13 protein-coding genes are annotated in these 17284 nt (G+C 26.9%); 8 read left to right on the top strand and 5 right to left on the bottom strand.

Annotated elements, in window-relative coordinates; genetic code table 4:
* Positions 1-236: 236 nt before the first annotated feature.
* Positions 237-1055 (bottom strand): hypothetical protein, encoded by an 819-nt coding sequence (locus JN03_RS08575; RefSeq protein ID WP_134076483.1) that lies wholly within the window; start codon positions 1053-1055, stop codon positions 237-239.
* Between the two features lie 182 nt (positions 1056-1237).
* Between JN03_RS08575 and pyk the strand changes: the two genes are divergently transcribed.
* Positions 1238-2659 (top strand): pyruvate kinase, encoded by a 1422-nt coding sequence (pyk, locus tag JN03_RS00825; RefSeq protein WP_134076482.1) that lies wholly within the window; start codon positions 1238-1240, stop codon positions 2657-2659.
* Positions 2660-2742: 83 nt separating this feature from the next.
* Here the strand turns inward: pyk and JN03_RS08570 are convergent, their stop codons facing one another.
* Both JN03_RS08570 and JN03_RS08565 read right to left on the bottom strand, forming a co-directional pair.
* A complete protein-coding gene (locus tag JN03_RS08570; protein WP_134076481.1) occupies positions 2743-5184 on the bottom strand; it encodes a coiled-coil domain-containing protein in 2442 nt (813 codons plus the stop codon).
* A gap of 219 nt (positions 5185-5403) precedes the next feature.
* A complete protein-coding gene (locus JN03_RS08565) occupies positions 5404-7173 on the bottom strand; it encodes a ribonuclease J (protein WP_134076480.1) in 1770 nt (589 codons plus the stop codon).
* A gap of 145 nt (positions 7174-7318) precedes the next feature.
* Here JN03_RS08565 and JN03_RS08560 point away from each other — a divergent pair, with 145 nt between their 5' ends.
* Entirely contained in the window at positions 7319-7960 is a 642-nt protein-coding gene (locus tag JN03_RS08560) for a leucine-rich repeat domain-containing protein (RefSeq protein ID WP_166666749.1), read from the top strand.
* 58 nt (positions 7961-8018) lie between these two features.
* Here JN03_RS08560 and JN03_RS08555 read toward each other — a convergent pair whose 3' ends face one another.
* Positions 8019-8897 (bottom strand): variable surface lipoprotein, encoded by an 879-nt coding sequence (locus tag JN03_RS08555; RefSeq protein ID WP_134076478.1) that lies wholly within the window; start codon positions 8895-8897, stop codon positions 8019-8021.
* Between the two features lie 394 nt (positions 8898-9291).
* Here JN03_RS08555 and JN03_RS08550 point away from each other — a divergent pair, with 394 nt between their 5' ends.
* From JN03_RS08550 to JN03_RS00775, 6 genes are all read left to right on the top strand, one after another.
* On the top strand, positions 9292-10209 hold the full coding sequence (locus tag JN03_RS08550) for an MATE family efflux transporter (protein ID WP_134076477.1): 918 nt from the start codon (positions 9292-9294) through the stop codon (positions 10207-10209).
* Complete coding sequence (locus JN03_RS08545; RefSeq protein ID WP_166666748.1) at positions 10209-10586, top strand: hypothetical protein; 378 nt, start codon at positions 10209-10211, stop codon at positions 10584-10586. Before JN03_RS08550 ends, JN03_RS08545 begins: the two co-directional genes overlap by 1 nt.
* Positions 10587-10835: 249 nt before the next feature.
* Positions 10836-12488, top strand: a complete 1653-nt coding sequence (locus JN03_RS08540) for a ribonuclease J (protein ID WP_134076475.1) — start codon at positions 10836-10838, stop codon at positions 12486-12488.
* Between the two features lie 6 nt (positions 12489-12494).
* A complete protein-coding gene (locus tag JN03_RS08535; RefSeq protein ID WP_134076474.1) occupies positions 12495-13985 on the top strand; it encodes an ABC-2 transporter permease in 1491 nt (496 codons plus the stop codon).
* Between the two features lie 110 nt (positions 13986-14095).
* On the top strand, positions 14096-16036 hold the full coding sequence (locus JN03_RS08530) for a hypothetical protein (protein ID WP_134076473.1): 1941 nt from the start codon (positions 14096-14098) through the stop codon (positions 16034-16036).
* Between the two features lie 43 nt (positions 16037-16079).
* On the top strand, positions 16080-16736 hold the full coding sequence (locus JN03_RS00775; RefSeq protein ID WP_036439890.1) for a LemA family protein: 657 nt from the start codon (positions 16080-16082) through the stop codon (positions 16734-16736).
* A 142-nt stretch (positions 16737-16878) separates the two neighbouring features.
* On the opposite strand, the gene JN03_RS00770 is transcribed toward JN03_RS00775, so the two are convergent.
* Entirely contained in the window at positions 16879-17235 is a 357-nt protein-coding gene (locus JN03_RS00770; protein ID WP_241859106.1) for an ATP-binding protein, read from the bottom strand.
* Between the last annotated feature and the right edge of the window lie 49 nt (positions 17236-17284).

The raw sequence follows: 17284 nt of genomic DNA, 5'->3' as shown, positions 1-17284 counted from the left end.
AATCTACATCAATTTTTTTATAATTCCCTTACGAATTTCTTCAATTTCTCTTTTGTCTTCATTTTTCTCTGTTGAATAAAATCATAAAATATGACTAATTAAAACTCGTTTCTAGTTATTAAGAAATAAACATCATCATTTGCTTTTTATAATGTATAAAATTATCCATTACAGAAAATAAATCCAAATCGTATTTGCTTATTTGAAATAAATTGACGGTGATGTTTTATAAAAATTTATTTTTTAATTTCTTCTAGTCAGTTTTTATTATAAACTTTGGTATATATTGAAACATTTGAAATTTTGTTTCCAAATAATGTCTGTTTTTGGATTTCGATTGAGTAATTATTGATGGTGATTTTATTATAGCTAACTGATTTTTGTTCAAGCGTTACACTAGCATTTAAATTAATTTTGATTTCATTTAGTTTTTTTTCTATATCTACAACATCAAAATCTATAACTGCTAAATTCCCTTCGTTTAAATCAATACGTAATATGGGAACATTTAAAATCAAAATTAAACTATGAGCTTCAAAAAAATCTCTTGTATATTTCTTATTTAAGTTATTTAAAACTTGATTATAAGAAAAATTATTATTTCAATATGGTTTAGTTAATTCCAAATATTCTTCATAAGTATTCAAAACAATTAAACTATTTTTATTGGCTATATTATCAATATTTTTCTCAACTAAAAAATCATCAATTTCGCGTTCTGTTGCATCATCCTTAAAACTATTTTTATAATTTCTTTTGATGAAATTTTCTTTTATTGTTCTATATTCATTCTTGCTTATGCCGGCTGGTTTATTATTAAAATCTAGATCTGGAAGTTCTTTTTCGAAATAATTTTTTTGTGCAGTTAATCATTTTTGATCATTGGTTTTATTAGTAAAATTAAATAAATTATTATGGATGTTAAGCCCAAAAATTTCAAAACCTTGGTCAAAGGTTTTTATAATCTTATAACTTAATTTTTGGCTGCAAGAAATAGTTGCAAAAGGGAGTGTTAAAAAAGAAAGTGGTGTTAGTTGAAGAAAAATTTTCTTCATAATTAATCCTTTCTGGGGTGCTATTTATTTGCAACTATATATTTAAAATTATAGCATTTTAAATAGTTTAATGATTTGAAGGGTGTTTACAATAGGGTCCTTGAAATTCTATTTTTTGCAATTATAATTTAGTTTTTTTTATGTGTGCTAACATTATATTAATACAAATATTTGGAGACACAATGAAATTTAATGAACAAAGAACCAAAATAGTTGCGACTATTGGTCCTTCATCAAACAATCATAAAACTCTAACTGAATTAGTTAAAGCAGGAATTTCTACTGTTAGAGTTAATTTCTCACACGGAACAGAAGAAACACATAAACAAGTTTATGATTTAGCTAGACAAGTATCTAAAGAATTAGGTGTTCCAATTTCGCTATTGCTTGATACTAAAGGTCCAGAAATTAGAATTGGAAAAATGAAAGATGATATTTGCAAAATAACTGCAAATACAGAGATTACTATTAAAACAGATGAAAATTCATATTTGAATTTAATAGGTGATGAAAAAACTATTACTGTATCTTATAGAATGGATTTAGATTTAAAACCAAATGATACAGTACTTTTGGATGATGGTAAATTAGTAACAATAGTAAAAGAAGTGAAACCATTTCAAATAATTGTTGTTGCCAAAAATTCTCATATGCTTAAAACCAACAAAAGAGTTAATATTCCTGGAATTGATTTTTCAATGCCATTTATGTCTGAACGTGACAAAAATGATATTATTTGAGGCATCAAATATGGAATTGACATTATTGCTGCTTCATTTGTAAACTCCGCTGCTAATGTAAATCAAATTAGACAAATTCTAAAAGAAAATGGTGGCGAAAATATTGAAATATGTTCAAAAATAGAATCTAAAAAAGGTATTGATAACATTGATGAAATTATTGCTGCTTCTGATTCTATAATGATTGCCCGTGGAGATTTGGGACTTGAAATCCCATATTATGATGTTCCTTATTACGAAAAGAAAATTATTCGTAAATGTCGTTTGGCTGGTAAACAAGTTATTGTTGCTACACAAATGCTAGATTCTATGGAAAAAAGTCCGCTTCCTACCAGAGCAGAAGTGACAGACGTTTATTATGCTGTTGAACTTGGTGCAGATGCTACAATGCTTTCTGGCGAATCAGCAAGTGGAATGTATCCAGTAGAAGCAGTTAAAACAATGGCTACAATTTCACAACGTGCAGAACAAGAATATTACAATGAACATTTCTATAACATTCAAATAGAAGCGGTTTCAAAAGATGCAAAATCACGTGAAATTATTGCTTACGAAGTTGCTAAAAAACTAAAAGATGGTAAGTTCAAATTTGGTGTTGTTATATCTCACACAGGGAAGTTATTAAAAGAAATTTCTAAATATCGTCCAAATGCTTTTATTGCAGGGATTGTAAGTGATGATAATTTAGTTCGTAAATATGGAATTACTTCTGGAATTTATTGTGAACAAAACTCAGAATTATTGCGTGCCGAAATTAAGCAAGACCATGAAGCCGCTAAAAAAGCATTAGAAAAATTTAATATCAAAAAAGGTGACAAGTTCATTGTTGTTGATAGTCTAAATATTACCGAACACACTTACTAATAATTAAGCCTATTTAACTTTAAAAAGTTAAATAAAAAAACATAGGATGGCAAAATTCTATGTTTTTTTGTTATTTATGATTATTATTTTTTAAAGTTTTTTACAGTTATTTTAAATGGATAACTTGTAAATTTATCATTCTTAACAGTATATTCATATTTTAGAATTCCTTGATCTTTTTCGGAATGATCAACTTTAACATCAAAAACAGTATAGCCTGTTAATTTTTGTTCTAGCATATTTTTTACTACTTCAACAGTATAGTGATCAGCGGATTTATTTTTCTTATCCCATTCATCTGCTTTAAACTTAGATTTAGTATAAACATCTTCACTAAATAATATGGTTTTATAAGTATCATTTTCATTCAAGAAAATGTCTTTTTTTACATTTATTCTTTTTGAAGCTACTTGTTCAACACTATTACCGGCATTTAAATCATTTACTGAAACTACTGAAACTTTGATTGTAAGTTCTTTTGTATTTTGATCATATTTAGGCTTTGAAAATATGAATACATAATGATTTCCTAAAAGTTCTTTTGGTGAACCTTTTCTTTGCAAGAAATAAATATTGTCTTTCTTTTCATATGTATCTTTGTCATATTTCAAATTTTGAAGTAAATATTTTTCACCAAAATCACCTGAAGCCATTTGGTCATATAAAGTTTTATTTCAACAAACTAAGTCTTTTATTTTATCTAAAGTATTAGTTTTTATAACTTTAATAGTTGGGCCACCAACATATTCATCTTCGGGTGAATCTACAAATTTATTAATATCTAAAGTTGGTTCAAAGAAATCATTTATTGTCGCACTTGGTGCTTCTATATCTTGAATCTTATTACCATCAGGTTTTGTTTTATTAATTTCATCAACTCCAAGAATACTTAGATCAATTTCTTTTTTAACTTTAATTTTTGGACTTTGAGGTCAATATGAATAACTTAGCGTTACTTCAACTTCGAATTTTTCGCCATTTTTAACAACGTTTCCATATTGATATTCTAGGTTTTGATATTTTTTTCCTTGGATAAAAAATGATTTATTAGTTAGATGTTCATTTCTTAATTTTTCAATATAAGTTTTATCTTTACTATAAAAAGGAATTATTTTGACATCTTTAATTGCATCTTCTAAATATTTCTTTTGTTCTTCTTCTGTTAAATTATGCGGATTAGTTGTATCGTTATTATAATTTGTTTCAACATTCACATTTTGTTTTTTAATTTTTATGCTTTGATTTGCTTTAGCTCAAATTTCATATGTAACAGTGATTTTCTTTTTGCCACCTTCATCTTCAACTTTAACCTCTACTACAGTTGCATGAAATAAATTACTATAACCATTTAAAACAAAATTAGGTTGTGCATTTTCCTGGGTTGGTTTTTGTCTTATTATTATATCTTGGTATGCTTTTTCATTTGAAACATAAACTTTGATAGTTTTAGTTTGTTCTTCAATTTCTTTTTTAGCTTTTTCTTCTTCAGCAATTTTTTCAGGAGTTTTCTTTCAACCAGTAATTACAAATTGTTTATTTTTCTTTGAAACTATGTCAGTTCCTTTTATTTTCAATTTGAATAAAATAGTTAATTCATAAAATCCTACATCTGAGTTTTTAACTATTTTTTGTTTTGCTATTTCGAAACCTTCAGGGACATTAGCTTTTATATCTTCGCCATTTACTTCACTTAAATAAGTTTCTTCTAATTGTTTTTGCCCTTTATATTCAAAAGAGGTTTTGGTTTCTGCTTCTTCTAATTTAGCAAGTTTTTGAAGTTGTTCTTGACTTAAAATTTCGCCCAAATTAGTTTCATATATTTTTTCACTTACTTTAGGATTACCTTTGTTAAAGAAAGCCACTTTATATTTAAAGATAATTTCATTATCTTTAATTTGATAATCAATTTTACCTGAGATCTTATTGCCACCATATAAAGGTTCGGCATCATTAGCAAGTTGTAAGTCATTAGCAAGATCTTTAATGTTTACATTAACTAAATATTTTTGAATTTCAGTTCAATTAGGTCTTTTACCTTTTTCAACTGCAACTAGTTTATATGCTTTACGGTCAAAGTAAAAGTCATTGCCTTGACGAATAGTTTCATAAAAGTCAGCGGCATTTTCAGAAATTATTTCAAGAGAACTTGATGCATCAATTGAATCAAATGTTTTATCTCTTGCATCTTCTGCTTGTTTCTTTTCAAGTGCAGTTTGAATTTTTGTTTTAATTTTGGTTATTAATTTTTGAACATCAGCTGCTACATTTTTTGATTTTTCAAATTCTTTTTTGATGGCTTCAACTTCTTGTTTTAACATAGTTAAATCACTTTGAAGTTGAGGGTATTTTGTTACATCTTCTAATTCTTTAATTAATTGTTCTGCCACTTTTATTTCATTTTGGTAAGCTGATACAACTTTTTGTAATTGTTCTGCTTTTGTATCTTTACATGATACTGAAAAAGCAAGGGGAGTTGCAGTTAATAAAGGTATGCTAATAATCAGTAGGTTTTTCTTTTTAATCATAAATAACTTAGTCTCCTTTTTTGAAAGTTCTTTAATAATTCTAGTCTAAAAAAGATAAAAAAATAAGTAGCTTAAAAAACTACTTATGATAGTAAAAAATAATTTAATTCTTGTCTAATCTGCTGCTTGTATTTCATTAGTTTTTACAGCTTTAAATTTTATTCTTTTTTTTATAAAAAAATTGCTTTATTTATTAATTAACACAAAAATTAGAAATTTTTAATGAGATTCTAATTTATTACCATATTCTTCAACAAAAGAATCAATACTTTGGTTTTCTTTTTCTTCTAGTTCGGGGTTTTCTTCAATGTTAGCTTTGGTTTGAGTGGTGAATAAAATAGTTGGAATAACTACAACATTTCTTCTTTTGTGGCGATAAAAGAAAGGTTCAAGTCTATCGATTATTATTTGTTTTAATTGTGGAGTATCTCAGTTTTTATTGTTTCTGATAGTATATAAAATAGCGCCATGAACAATTCTTTTAGCTTCTTCTATTAATTGAAGAGAGTTTTTAACAAAAAATGCTCCTCTTGAAACCACTCTAGGCTTACCCAAAATTAAGTTCTTTTCTTTATTTATAGCAACAACTGCATGGATAAATCCATTTTGTGCTAGTTCCATTCTTTGTCTAATCAAAGTTGAATTTGTTTTTGAAAGAATAGTCCCATCAATAAACACAGGGCCAAAATAAACACGTTCATCTGATAAACGTAATTTGTGGTTTTCTAAATAATAAACATCTCCGAGTTTAGCCACAAAATTATTTTCTGGAAGAACACCACCTTCAATAGCGGTTTGGCAGTGAACTACACTCATACGATATTCTCCATGATAAGGAATGAAATATTTAGGTTTTGTTAATCTAAATAATTTCAAGTGTTCTTCTTTATAAGCATGTCCTGAAGTATGTAAGTATCCATCAACACCATTTTCACGAATAATAGCACCAAGTTTGTAAAGTCTATTAACCAAAAGTTCAATTTTAGATCTATTACCAGGAATTGGACTAGATGAAAAAATTATTGTGTCACCTGGTTTAATTTTGACATGTGGGTGTTTTTCAATTGACATTTTAGCAAGTCCCGCAAGTTCTTCACCTTGTGAACCTGTGGTTAAAATAACAAGTTCTTTATCATTAAATTTATTGATTGCTTTGCGATCAATAAATACTTCATCAGGTGCATTGATGTATTTTAGTTTTCTTCCAATTTCAACTCCATCTACCATTGAACGACCAAATGATACAATTTTCTTATCTAATTTGTGGGCTAATTCAATAATGGCTTTAATTCTTGTTAGATTAGAAGCAAAAGCGGTAATAATTGTTTTCTTTTCAGCCATACGCATATATTTTTCAATATCTTTTAGAATATCACTTTCAGAAGGTGAATGATTTGGACGCATAGCATTTGTTGAATCAGAAAATAAAACATCTAATCCCTCTTTTCCAATTTCTTCTAATCTACTAAAATCTGTAAAATTACCAATTGGATTATAGTCAAAACGAAAATCTCCTGTCATCATTAATGAACCATTTGGTGTTTTAACTCTTACACCAAATGCATCAGGAATAGAGTGCTGAGCAGTTCAATAATCAACTGTACAATCACCAAAGTGGAATTTATCATCTTTATTGATTTCAATAAGTTCTACTTTGTGTTTTAATTTGATTTCTTGGAATTTTAATTTTAGATATTGAATTGCAATTCTTGGAGCAAAAATTCTTTTAATATCAACTTGTTGGACTAAATAAGGAACACCACCAATGTGGTCTTCATGACCATGAGTAATAAATAAACCTTCAATTTTATCTTGGTTATTTTCTAAATAAGTGTAATCAGGAATTGAGCCATTAACACCTGTGGTAAAAATATCACAGAACTTAATACCTGTGTCAATAATAAATATATGTTGGTCATATTCAATAATTAGTGTACTTTTACCAATTTCTTGCATTCCACCTAATCCAAAAATCTTTGTTGGTTTCATATTCACCCCATTATTCTTATAAAAATATAGAAGTCTAATGTTTATTAATTTAATACATTATTAAACAAATATTTTATATGATAAAAAATATTCTTGTTAAAATTTATTACATATTTTATTGCTATTTATGAAAGAAAAACTTAATATGAAACAGACGAAAAAAATTTTGTTTAGCATTGGATTAATTGCAAGTTTTGCAACTCTTCCAGCACTGATGGTATCTTGCAAATTTGTTTCAAGTGCTGAAACAAATTTTGAATTAAGTAGCGATAAAAAAATTTGTTATGGTCTTTCTGATAATTTGAAAAAGAGTAAAGGTAAAATTTCAAGTCTTTCACTTCCTTCAACGGTTGAAAGAATAGCTGATAGTGCTTTTGAAGATTTAACTAAATTGACTTCTGTTAAATTTCCGAAAACATTAAAAGAAATTGGAAAGTATGCTTTTGCAAATACTTCAATCAGAAAACTATATTTGCCAGATTCTATTGAATCTCTCAAAGAAGGTGCTTTTCAAGGATGCGAAAAGCTTTACTATGTTTGACTGGGAGATAACATTAGAGAAATTCAAACTGATTCTTTTATAGATGCACCTGTTAAACAAATTTATATGCCTAACAAAAGAGCAGTATGATTTTTATTAAAAGAAGTGTCAAGTTCTTGAACTGATATTTATATTCGTGGAATTGATGCAAGTCATAAAGCCTTAAAAGCCTTAAAAGAAGAAATTGCCGAAGAGGAAAAAGAAGCGAAAATTTATATTCCTCATCGTAATATTTATGGAGCTTAAAAAAACGCAACTTTGTAGTTGCATTTTTTTATTCAATTTTAAAATTATTATTATGGGGTTATTTAGCTATTTTAATAGCATAAATATGTTTAGAAATTTTCTTTGCTTTGAAATCATAAAATCTAAACTTAATTAGATAGTGGTCATTATTTTCAATTACATTCAAATAAGATGATATCTTGTATTTGTCGGTTTTCTTATCTTTATATAAAGGATTATTATCGTTACATAAATCATATGGAACAGAAACTGTCATTAATTCTGGTCCCTCTCATGGCATCTTTCCTTTATTAGCCTTACCATGGATTTTTTTCTCCTGAAAACTATAAAATACAGTTTTTGTATTCTTCTTTTTGTCTATTTTAATTTCTTTTGGTCAATCTTCTTTAGTGATAGTAACTATTACTTTAGTTAAATCAACTGAAAGGTTTTCTAAGTTTCATCCTTCTTGTAATGAAACTGTTTGTTCACCTTCGTCAATAATTTCTATTTTCTTTTCTTCAGGAGTTACTTGACCGCCACCCGGTTGTTCTTGTCCCCCCCCTGGTTGCTCTTGACCTCCGCCTTGTTGGCCACCACCTGGGTTGGTTGAACTCTTCTTAACAGAAAACTCTTTGGTTATTGGTTTGGAAATTTTACCTGATTTATTTTTGATTTTAAAAGTAACTTTGACTTTTTCTTCACCTACTTTTTCAACGTTTCAATCAGTAATTTCATAACCAGTTTCTAACCCTGGCATATTATATGCACCCTTATCCATTGCTTTATTTTGATCAATATCTTTGTTTACTAAAACAACATTAGATGCATAATTATTTGCAAAAGTGTTTAAGGTATCCTGTTCATTTACTTTTTTTGGACAACTTGTAGCAATCAAAGGTAATGAAAATGCTGACAAGCTCATAGATGAAAGGATTCATTTAAATGATTTTTTCAATTTGTTTAATTTCTCCAAAATAATTTTGACTATAAAATTATACTATTTTTTTACTGCTATGCCCCTTGAATGCATTAATAAAGAGCCTTTATCAAAATCAAACTTGGCTTTCTCAAAGTTTAAATTTACTTTTTTTTGGTTCAATATATGTTTTGAAGTCTATAAAACAACAATATTATTTTCTTTTTTGTTCAAAAAAAAAAAAAAAAGATTTCGGTGCTAACATTTTATTAATACATTAATAAAATTAAAAGATATTTAAATATAAAAACAATAAAATGAAATCAATATTTCAATCAATAAAAACATTTAATTGAAGGCTTTGATTAGTTATTGCAATTACTTTATTTGTTCCTTCACTATATAAAACTCTGCGTATTTATTTTTAGGTGATATGCCAAATGAATGAGGTGTAAATATTGCATCTCAGTTGTCATGAGTCAATTTGATTTACGAAATACTAGAAGAAGGTTTGATTCTACCGATGTTTTTCCTATTAGGTAAATCATTTAATTCAAAAGAAGAAATAGAAAATAAAACAAGGGTAGGCTTAATTATAAGCGGCAGTATGTATGCTGTTTTATCAGCATTAATTTTTGCCTTAGCAAAACCGCTATGTAATCTAATGGCATCCAATTCACTTACAATAAAAGAAACGGTTACTTATATTAGAATTGAAAGTATAGCTTCTACAATTAGTATTTTGTCTAAATTCATAATCGTTGTATTTATAACAATGAAAAAAGATAAATATATGTACATTTTGTTAACTATTCAAACAAGTTTATTTATATTGTTTGACACTTTTCTTATTTCTAAACTTAAAGTATCGGCAAATATAGGAGTAAATGGAATAGCAATTTCTAATATTATTGTCTCGCTTGTATTAGTTATTATGGCTATTGTATTTTTAAAATTAGAACGTATTCATATTTTTACCAAAAAGAAACTTGATTTTAAATGATTAAAAGAATATGGAAAAATTGGTGTTTTTTCTAGTCTTGAATCATTTGTAAGAAATATAGCTTTTATTATTATGATATCAAGACTTGTAAATGTAATATCTGAACAAGGAACTTATTGAATAGCAAACAATTTCATATGAACATGATTGTTGATACCAGCTACTGCTTTATATGATGTAATCAAAAAAGAAACAGCTGAATCAAAAGAAAATGTAAGTAATAAAACTTTAGGTTATATTGTTATTTCTGTTATGTTCTCTGCTATTTGGTTTATATCTATTCTAGTATGAAAACCATTCTTCGTTATGTTTTGAATAGTGATGCTTATCAAAGTGTTTACTATATAGTGTTGATTCAATCTGCTTTTTACATAGTTTATATTTTTAATTGTATTTGTGATGGAACAATTTATGGACGTGGCAAAACAAGTTATATGTTAATTGAAAGTGTATTCACAAATGGATTATATTATGTAACAATGTTTATTCTTTGAAAAACAGGAGTTTGAATCCCGACATTAAAAGGAATTGCTTTAATGTTTGGTATAGGTATGGCAATTGATTTAATTCCTACAATTGGCTGCTATTTATATTTACTAAAAAAAGAAAATATTAAAATCAATTTTAAAAATCTCCAACAAACTCCGCAAATGCCTGAAACTCCAGAAAATTTGCAATCTCCGCAAAATCAAGAGCCTTCACAAACAGATAGTATTAAACTTTAACTAAAATCTTAGTCACTATATTTTTAAATACTACTTTTAATGTATATGAAAAATAACCAAATATTTAAAACAAATATTTTGATCATTCATTAGTATTTTTGTTTAAAAATCTAATTTTATATTTTCCACTTTTCTTTATTTTTAAATTGTGTTTATTGAAATTTCAATGTTTTAGAAGCATTTTGGTTTTTTATGTTATTATTTTGAATAACGCAACTCTTGTATTTCTAAAATTATTATGGAGGATAAATGAATAAGGTAAATTTCTTTGCCCTGGGAGGGCTAGATGAAAATGGTAAAAACTGTTATATTCTAGAAATCAATCAAAAAATTCATATTATTAATTTCGGAACTAAAGTTCCTATCAATTCACATACTGGAATTGATACTCTTATTTGTGATTTTACCTATTTAGAACGTAGAGAAAAAGACATTGTTGGGCTTTTTCTAACTGATGTACACAATGAAAGTTTTTCAGGTATTCCTTGACTTTTAATGAAAATTAAAAACTTGAAAATCTTCACGTCAGGTTTTAATAAAATTGCTCTAATTGATCGGATTTCGAAATATGACATTCCACATCGTAATTTTGAAATCAAAGTAATAAATAAAGAAACTGATTTCAATGGAGTTCAAATAACACCTATAGAACTAGCAGGAAGCCTACCTGGTCAAATCGGATTTAATTTTTGTACTGAAGATCATAACTTTTTATTTATGACAAGTTTTGTAGATGGTGATTTAGGTCCTTATGGTAGAACTAATTTATCAAAAATTAAATCAGTACTTAATGGTAAAGAACTAACTGCTTTAATTATGGACTCAGGACGTTCAAATTATCCTGGTAGAAGTATTGATAAACTTTGAATTTCAAAAAAAATTGAACACAAATTCAAACAAGCACGTCCTAATCAAAGAATTATTATTGGACTATATGATGAAGATATGATTACGGCACATGAAGTTTTAATTCTTGCTAAAATGTATAATCGTCCTGTAATAACTTATGGTAGAAATTATTCACAATTGATTCAATTAGTAGAAAAAATTAATCCTAATTTACAATGACCTAAATTCTTAGATTACCGTGAAGCTAACAAAGTGAATAATTCGGTCATATTAGTAACTGGTGCTATCGAAAGACTTTATCTTCGTTTTGTGAGGATTGCCACACAAAACGATATCTATTTAAAATTTAGAAAAGATGATTCTGTTATTTTCGTAGCTCCTCCTGTTAATGGGCTTGAAGTTAATTATGCATATACACTTGATGAAGTGGCAAGAAATACTCCTAATGTTATGGAACTTAATTCTGATGAATACTATAGATGCAATCCCGCAAAAGAAGATATCAAAAACTTCATTCGTGAATTGAAACCTAAATATTTTATTCCTATTCAAGGGCTTTACCGTTATTTGGTTGTGGCTACTCATGATGCCCGTGATGTTGGCATGAATTTTGCAAATTGTATAGTACTTCAAAATGGAAAAGTAGCTGAGTTTCATAATTTTCAACTAATTTCACAAAAACAAACCATTAAAAATGTAGGAAATTTAATTATTGATGGTTTTGGCATTGGTGATATTTCAACTGAGGTTATTAAAGAACGTGAAAACCTTGGACGTGATGGAGTTCTTGCTTTAAGTTGTTTAATTAATTATCGTAAAAAAATGCCAATTGGTGATGTTCATATTGCATCATATGGTGCAATTACAAAAGATAACAAGGATATAATTTATAATATTATCAACAAATTGTTTAAAAAAGAATTTGAAGGTAAAACCACAAAAGAAATTAATTTAAGAGCAATTCAGGAAAATTTGCGTAAATCAATTAAGCGAAAAATTTATCGCACAATTGATAAAGAACCTTTGATTGTTATTACTTTATATGAAATTTAGAAAGCAATGGTAGGAATGCAAAAAACAAGTGAGAATTCATTAAACTTAAAAATCAAAAGTCAGAAAAACAAGTATCGAAAAGAAAAACAATATTTTGTTTGAAAAGACACAAGTTTTTTATGAACTGTTTTGATTTTGATTTTATTTTCACTAATTACCATTTCTTATTTAAATGTTAAAGGTTTAACTACCATTCATTCATATTCTATAAATATATTTTTTGGAATGTTTTCCATTCTTTTTTATTTATGGCTTATTTTATTTTGTCTAAAAAAACTATTTAATTTAAAAAATACTTATACAGCACGTTTTTTTCATTTTAGTATGTGAAGACTTGCTACTCTTTTTTTAGCAATCATCATATTTGGATCTACTATTTATTATGTAGCAAACAAAATTTTTGTGACAAAACCTGCAAGTGCTTTTAAAGAAGTATTTTCTTATTGATTTGATGAATTTAAAACCAATGCAGTTCCTACTCTTCCCTACAAATATGGAGCTGGTATATTTGGTACTTTCTTTTATTCTTTATTTTCAATTGTTGGAAATAAAGCTGGAATTGCCATTTCATTTATTTTATCTATTACCACCCTTGTAGTTGCGCTTTCGTTTTTCTTTATTAGTGATTTAAGATTTAAACTCTTAAGTTTTTCAGAATCAAAAAGAAAAGCAGCAAGACAAGAAATAGATAAAATAAAATCAAAAAGTATTCGTTACTTACTTGCTCCTAATGAAATTACCATTACTAAAACTAGTGAAAATTTAGATAGTAAACCTCAAGAAATTGAACCTCAAATTATCAAAACTTCTGAAATTATAACTCATCAAATTCAAGAATCAAAGCCAGCAGTCGAATCTATTGCCGAAGTTCCTAAATTTAGTCCACTAGCTAGTCAATTAGAAAATAAAAATCTCCAGGAAACTATTGGAACTAAACCAACTCCAAAACCAGAAATAGTTTATGAAACCGCCGAACCCATCCAAACAAAATCATCGCTTCCTCCGCTTGAACTTCATTTTGAAGCTAAAAACCAGGAAGAAAAAATTAAGAACTTAAATATTCCTACTTCTTTAAAAGAAACTCCAAAACCCACTGAAGTTCAAGATGCTAAAAAAGAAATTATTGAAGAAAAGAAAATTGAACACAAACTTTCAACTGAATTTGAGCAAATCACAGTTCAACCTAAAGTTGATGTTATATTTGAAGATGATCCTTTTTATACTAGTACAGTTAGCTTAGAAATAGTTTCTCCTGCTGCAGTAGCATCAAATGCATTAAATAAAACAATAGAAAAAACTGCAGAAAACTATTTATCAAAATTTGTGAGCGAAAAAGAATTAAATAACTTTAAAGCAGAACAAACAAAAATAATTGACTTAGAACTTCAAGAAGAACATTTAAATAAAATATCTTCTAAACCTCACGAAGAAGTTTCACCAGAAGAAAACAAGAAGAATAGGTATGCTATTATACAAGATAAAGAAGAGTTGTTTTAACCACAATTCTTTTTTAAAACTTTCTCAAATGTTTCTCAACTACTACATTATTTTTAGTTAGTTATTCTATAATATATATAACTAAGAGTTTGTGATAAGAAAAGAGAATAATGAATCAGCAGAACATTGAAAATTTAATTAAAAAACCAAATAAAAGTAATGATGCTAGCAACCAAATTTATGATACAAAAATAGATATTGTAAATATTGGTAATAAGCCATATGAAAGAATATATAAGAATTTTATAAATACTTTTGATGAAGCGTTTGATGCTTTTTTTGTCTCAAAGTTTCAAAATTATGAAAAATTGAAAGCATATGCTAATGAACAATATGAAGAAATTAGAAAACTTCGCAAAGAAATAAAAGAACGTAGAAAAAAAGATCACATCGGTGGTCGAATTTTTGCTAATGCACTAATGTTCATTTTATTTTTTACAGTCATTGGGCTTGGACTTATGCCAGCTTTTTTAGCTAATGCTCGTGTGATAAAAGCTTTCAAGTTATATAGAAATGAAACTTTGAATCAAATTGATAATATTTGAAATCATACAAAAACTTTAATTGGACAAGAAATTTGTAAATTTGGTTATGCTGGATTAGTTAGTAAGTTTCTAGAACTATATAGCTTTAAAGAAGTGAAAAATATAAAAGTTGAAGAACTTGAATTTATTGCTAAATTAAGTAGTCAAAATGCAAAAGTATTACCAATAAAATTTGTCAAAAAATATAGATTTAAAAATACATATTTTTATGACATCTTACTTGAAATTTTAGAATATAAAATAGTAACAACTCAAGCTTCTAGAACTATTTCATATACTAATTCTGAAGGCAATACAAGTTATAGAGTAATAACTTCTTATCACCATGAACCAACACCATTTACTAAATTAATTCCTTTTTATACAATGCCTACAAATTATTTACCTAAACTTAATTTCATTCATGAAGGTTATGGTCTTACGGAAAAAGAAATCAAAATTTGAAAAAAACAACAAAAAGATTATTTAGAAAATGATGAATTTAATAGAAGGTATAAATTTTCTTATAATGATATTTATGGACTTTTTCAATACTTCCCTGCTCTAGTTCAAGAAAATTTTATTAATTTATCTAAAATTTTAGATTCTGAAAATAGACCTAAAACTGAAAGATTTACTATCAATAAATATGAAAAAAATCTGTATGTAACTAATAAAAATAATGAAGAGTGTGATTCTTATCTTCAAAGTGGAGATTGAATTTGACAAACTATTTCAGCACAAAAAACTCTTAATCTTGATGAAATTAGACAAAAAATAAAAATCACAATCGCCAATGAAACTAGAAATATGATGGAAGCATTAACCTTGATGTTTTCTAATTCAAAGATTGCAAATGAAAATTTCGGTGGTAGAGAAGAAGCTTACTTATTAGATGTAACTATTGACAAAGAAAAAGATGATTCAACAAATTGACATTATTTTAATTTGCTTACAAATGTAGTTGGAAGAAAAGCATTTACATTCACTAATTGAAATGATTCACCTGACAAAGCATCATTTATAACTTGAAAAAATGATAATTATATTGCTGGTAATTGAATTGAAACTAGTGTCATATTAAATGGTTGAGAGGCTGAACAAGCCACAGATTTTTATCAAGAAGTTCCAGTGCCTTATATTAGATATAATGAAATTAGAGAACCAAAGCAAATTTTATTAAATGTAACACATTTAACTTCTAATAATTCAGAAATTATTTCTTCTAGAAATAACCTTGCAGTAATATTTTTCCCAAATCCGGATAATGACCCTGAAATTGCTGAAGTAAATGATTTAATTGGAAAATGTAGAATTCATATGAATTATGAAGCTACTTCCCAATATGAAGAAAGCAAAAAAATTATTAACTTTATTTACAATTTCTACAAACAATTTTCACATTTATGAGGTGCTGTAACTATTATTATTAATCAAGACACTTTTGCACTATATTTAAATGAACTTGATAAATATGATAACACTGAGATTGCAAATTATATAAATGATAATTTTCCAACAAACTAAACTATAATTTTATTACAAGATTATTTTACATAGAGGACTATAAATGTTATTTGATACAAGAAACGAGCAACCTAAAGAAGGTTTTAGACCAAATATAGATAATAGAGAAATTCCAGCAAAAGCAAATGGTGCACAAAAATTTGGTGTTATTTTCTTATTTATTATTACTCTTGGGCTATTTGGTATTGCTTATATAATTAGAAAAAATGAATATCGTAGAAAACAATCTCAAATTATTCAGGCATCTGCAACAATCCAAGCTGCGCAAAAGAAAAGAACTGCTATCCTTCAAGCAATGTTGGACACTGTAAAAGGTTATGCAAAACACGAAAAAGATACTTTAACAAATGTAACTAAATTACGTTCAAGAATAGATGACGCAAACAAAGAAAAAGATCCAACCAAAACAGCGGCTATATTAGATGAAGTTAGAAGAGGAATTAATATTCAACTTGAAAGTTATCCAGAATTAAAATCTGAAAAACTATTTATGCAACTTCAAACTCAAATTGTTAATCAAGAAGATGAAATTTATGCAGCAATTAGAATATATAATCAAAAAGTATCTGCATTTAATTCTGAAATCTATAACTTTTGAACTGTATATGTTTGTGAAAAACTTCAAATTAGCAACTTCCCTTATTTCGCTCCACCCGAAGAAGAAATGAAACCGGTTTCAATGGAATCTCTTTGAAAATAATTACAAATTTTAAAAAATAGAGTAACTAAACTTGTACAAAAATATTAGACTCAAATCAGAAAAAAGATTTGAGTCTAATATTTTTGTCCAGGTTTACAACTGACTCTATTTTTTAGTATCAAACTTCCATTGTTTTTATCTTTTATATAATATCTTTATTTAAAAGAAATTCTTTAATACTAATAGTAATTATTCCATATTCATCTATTTTGGATTTTATGTCATCATTTACAATGATTATTTCTTTAAAAAAATCCTGAGCATTAATTAATGGTTTAATTTCCTGAATAATTTTTTCATTTGTAGGCATTGAATAGCAAGATTGAATATAAATTTTTTTGTTTCCCATACTTGCAACAAAATCAATTTCATGTTGTTTTTTTGAATAAGTATTGGTTTTATTTAACTCATTTATTTCAACAACACCGACATCCACTAAATAATTACGAGCAATTAATTCATTAAAAATTATGTTTTCCATTAAATGATTTTCTTCTATTTGCCTAAAATTAAGTCTCGCATTTCTTAGTCCTATATCAGTAAAATAG

Origin of the sequence: Metamycoplasma hyosynoviae, from assembly GCF_004365165.1 — a bacterium.
In the GTDB taxonomy this organism is placed as follows: domain Bacteria; phylum Bacillota_I; class Bacilli_A; order Mycoplasmatales; family Metamycoplasmataceae; genus Metamycoplasma; species Metamycoplasma hyosynoviae.
The sequence above is the reverse complement of the archived record's forward strand: the minus strand, read 5'-3'. Positions and strand labels throughout refer to the sequence as shown.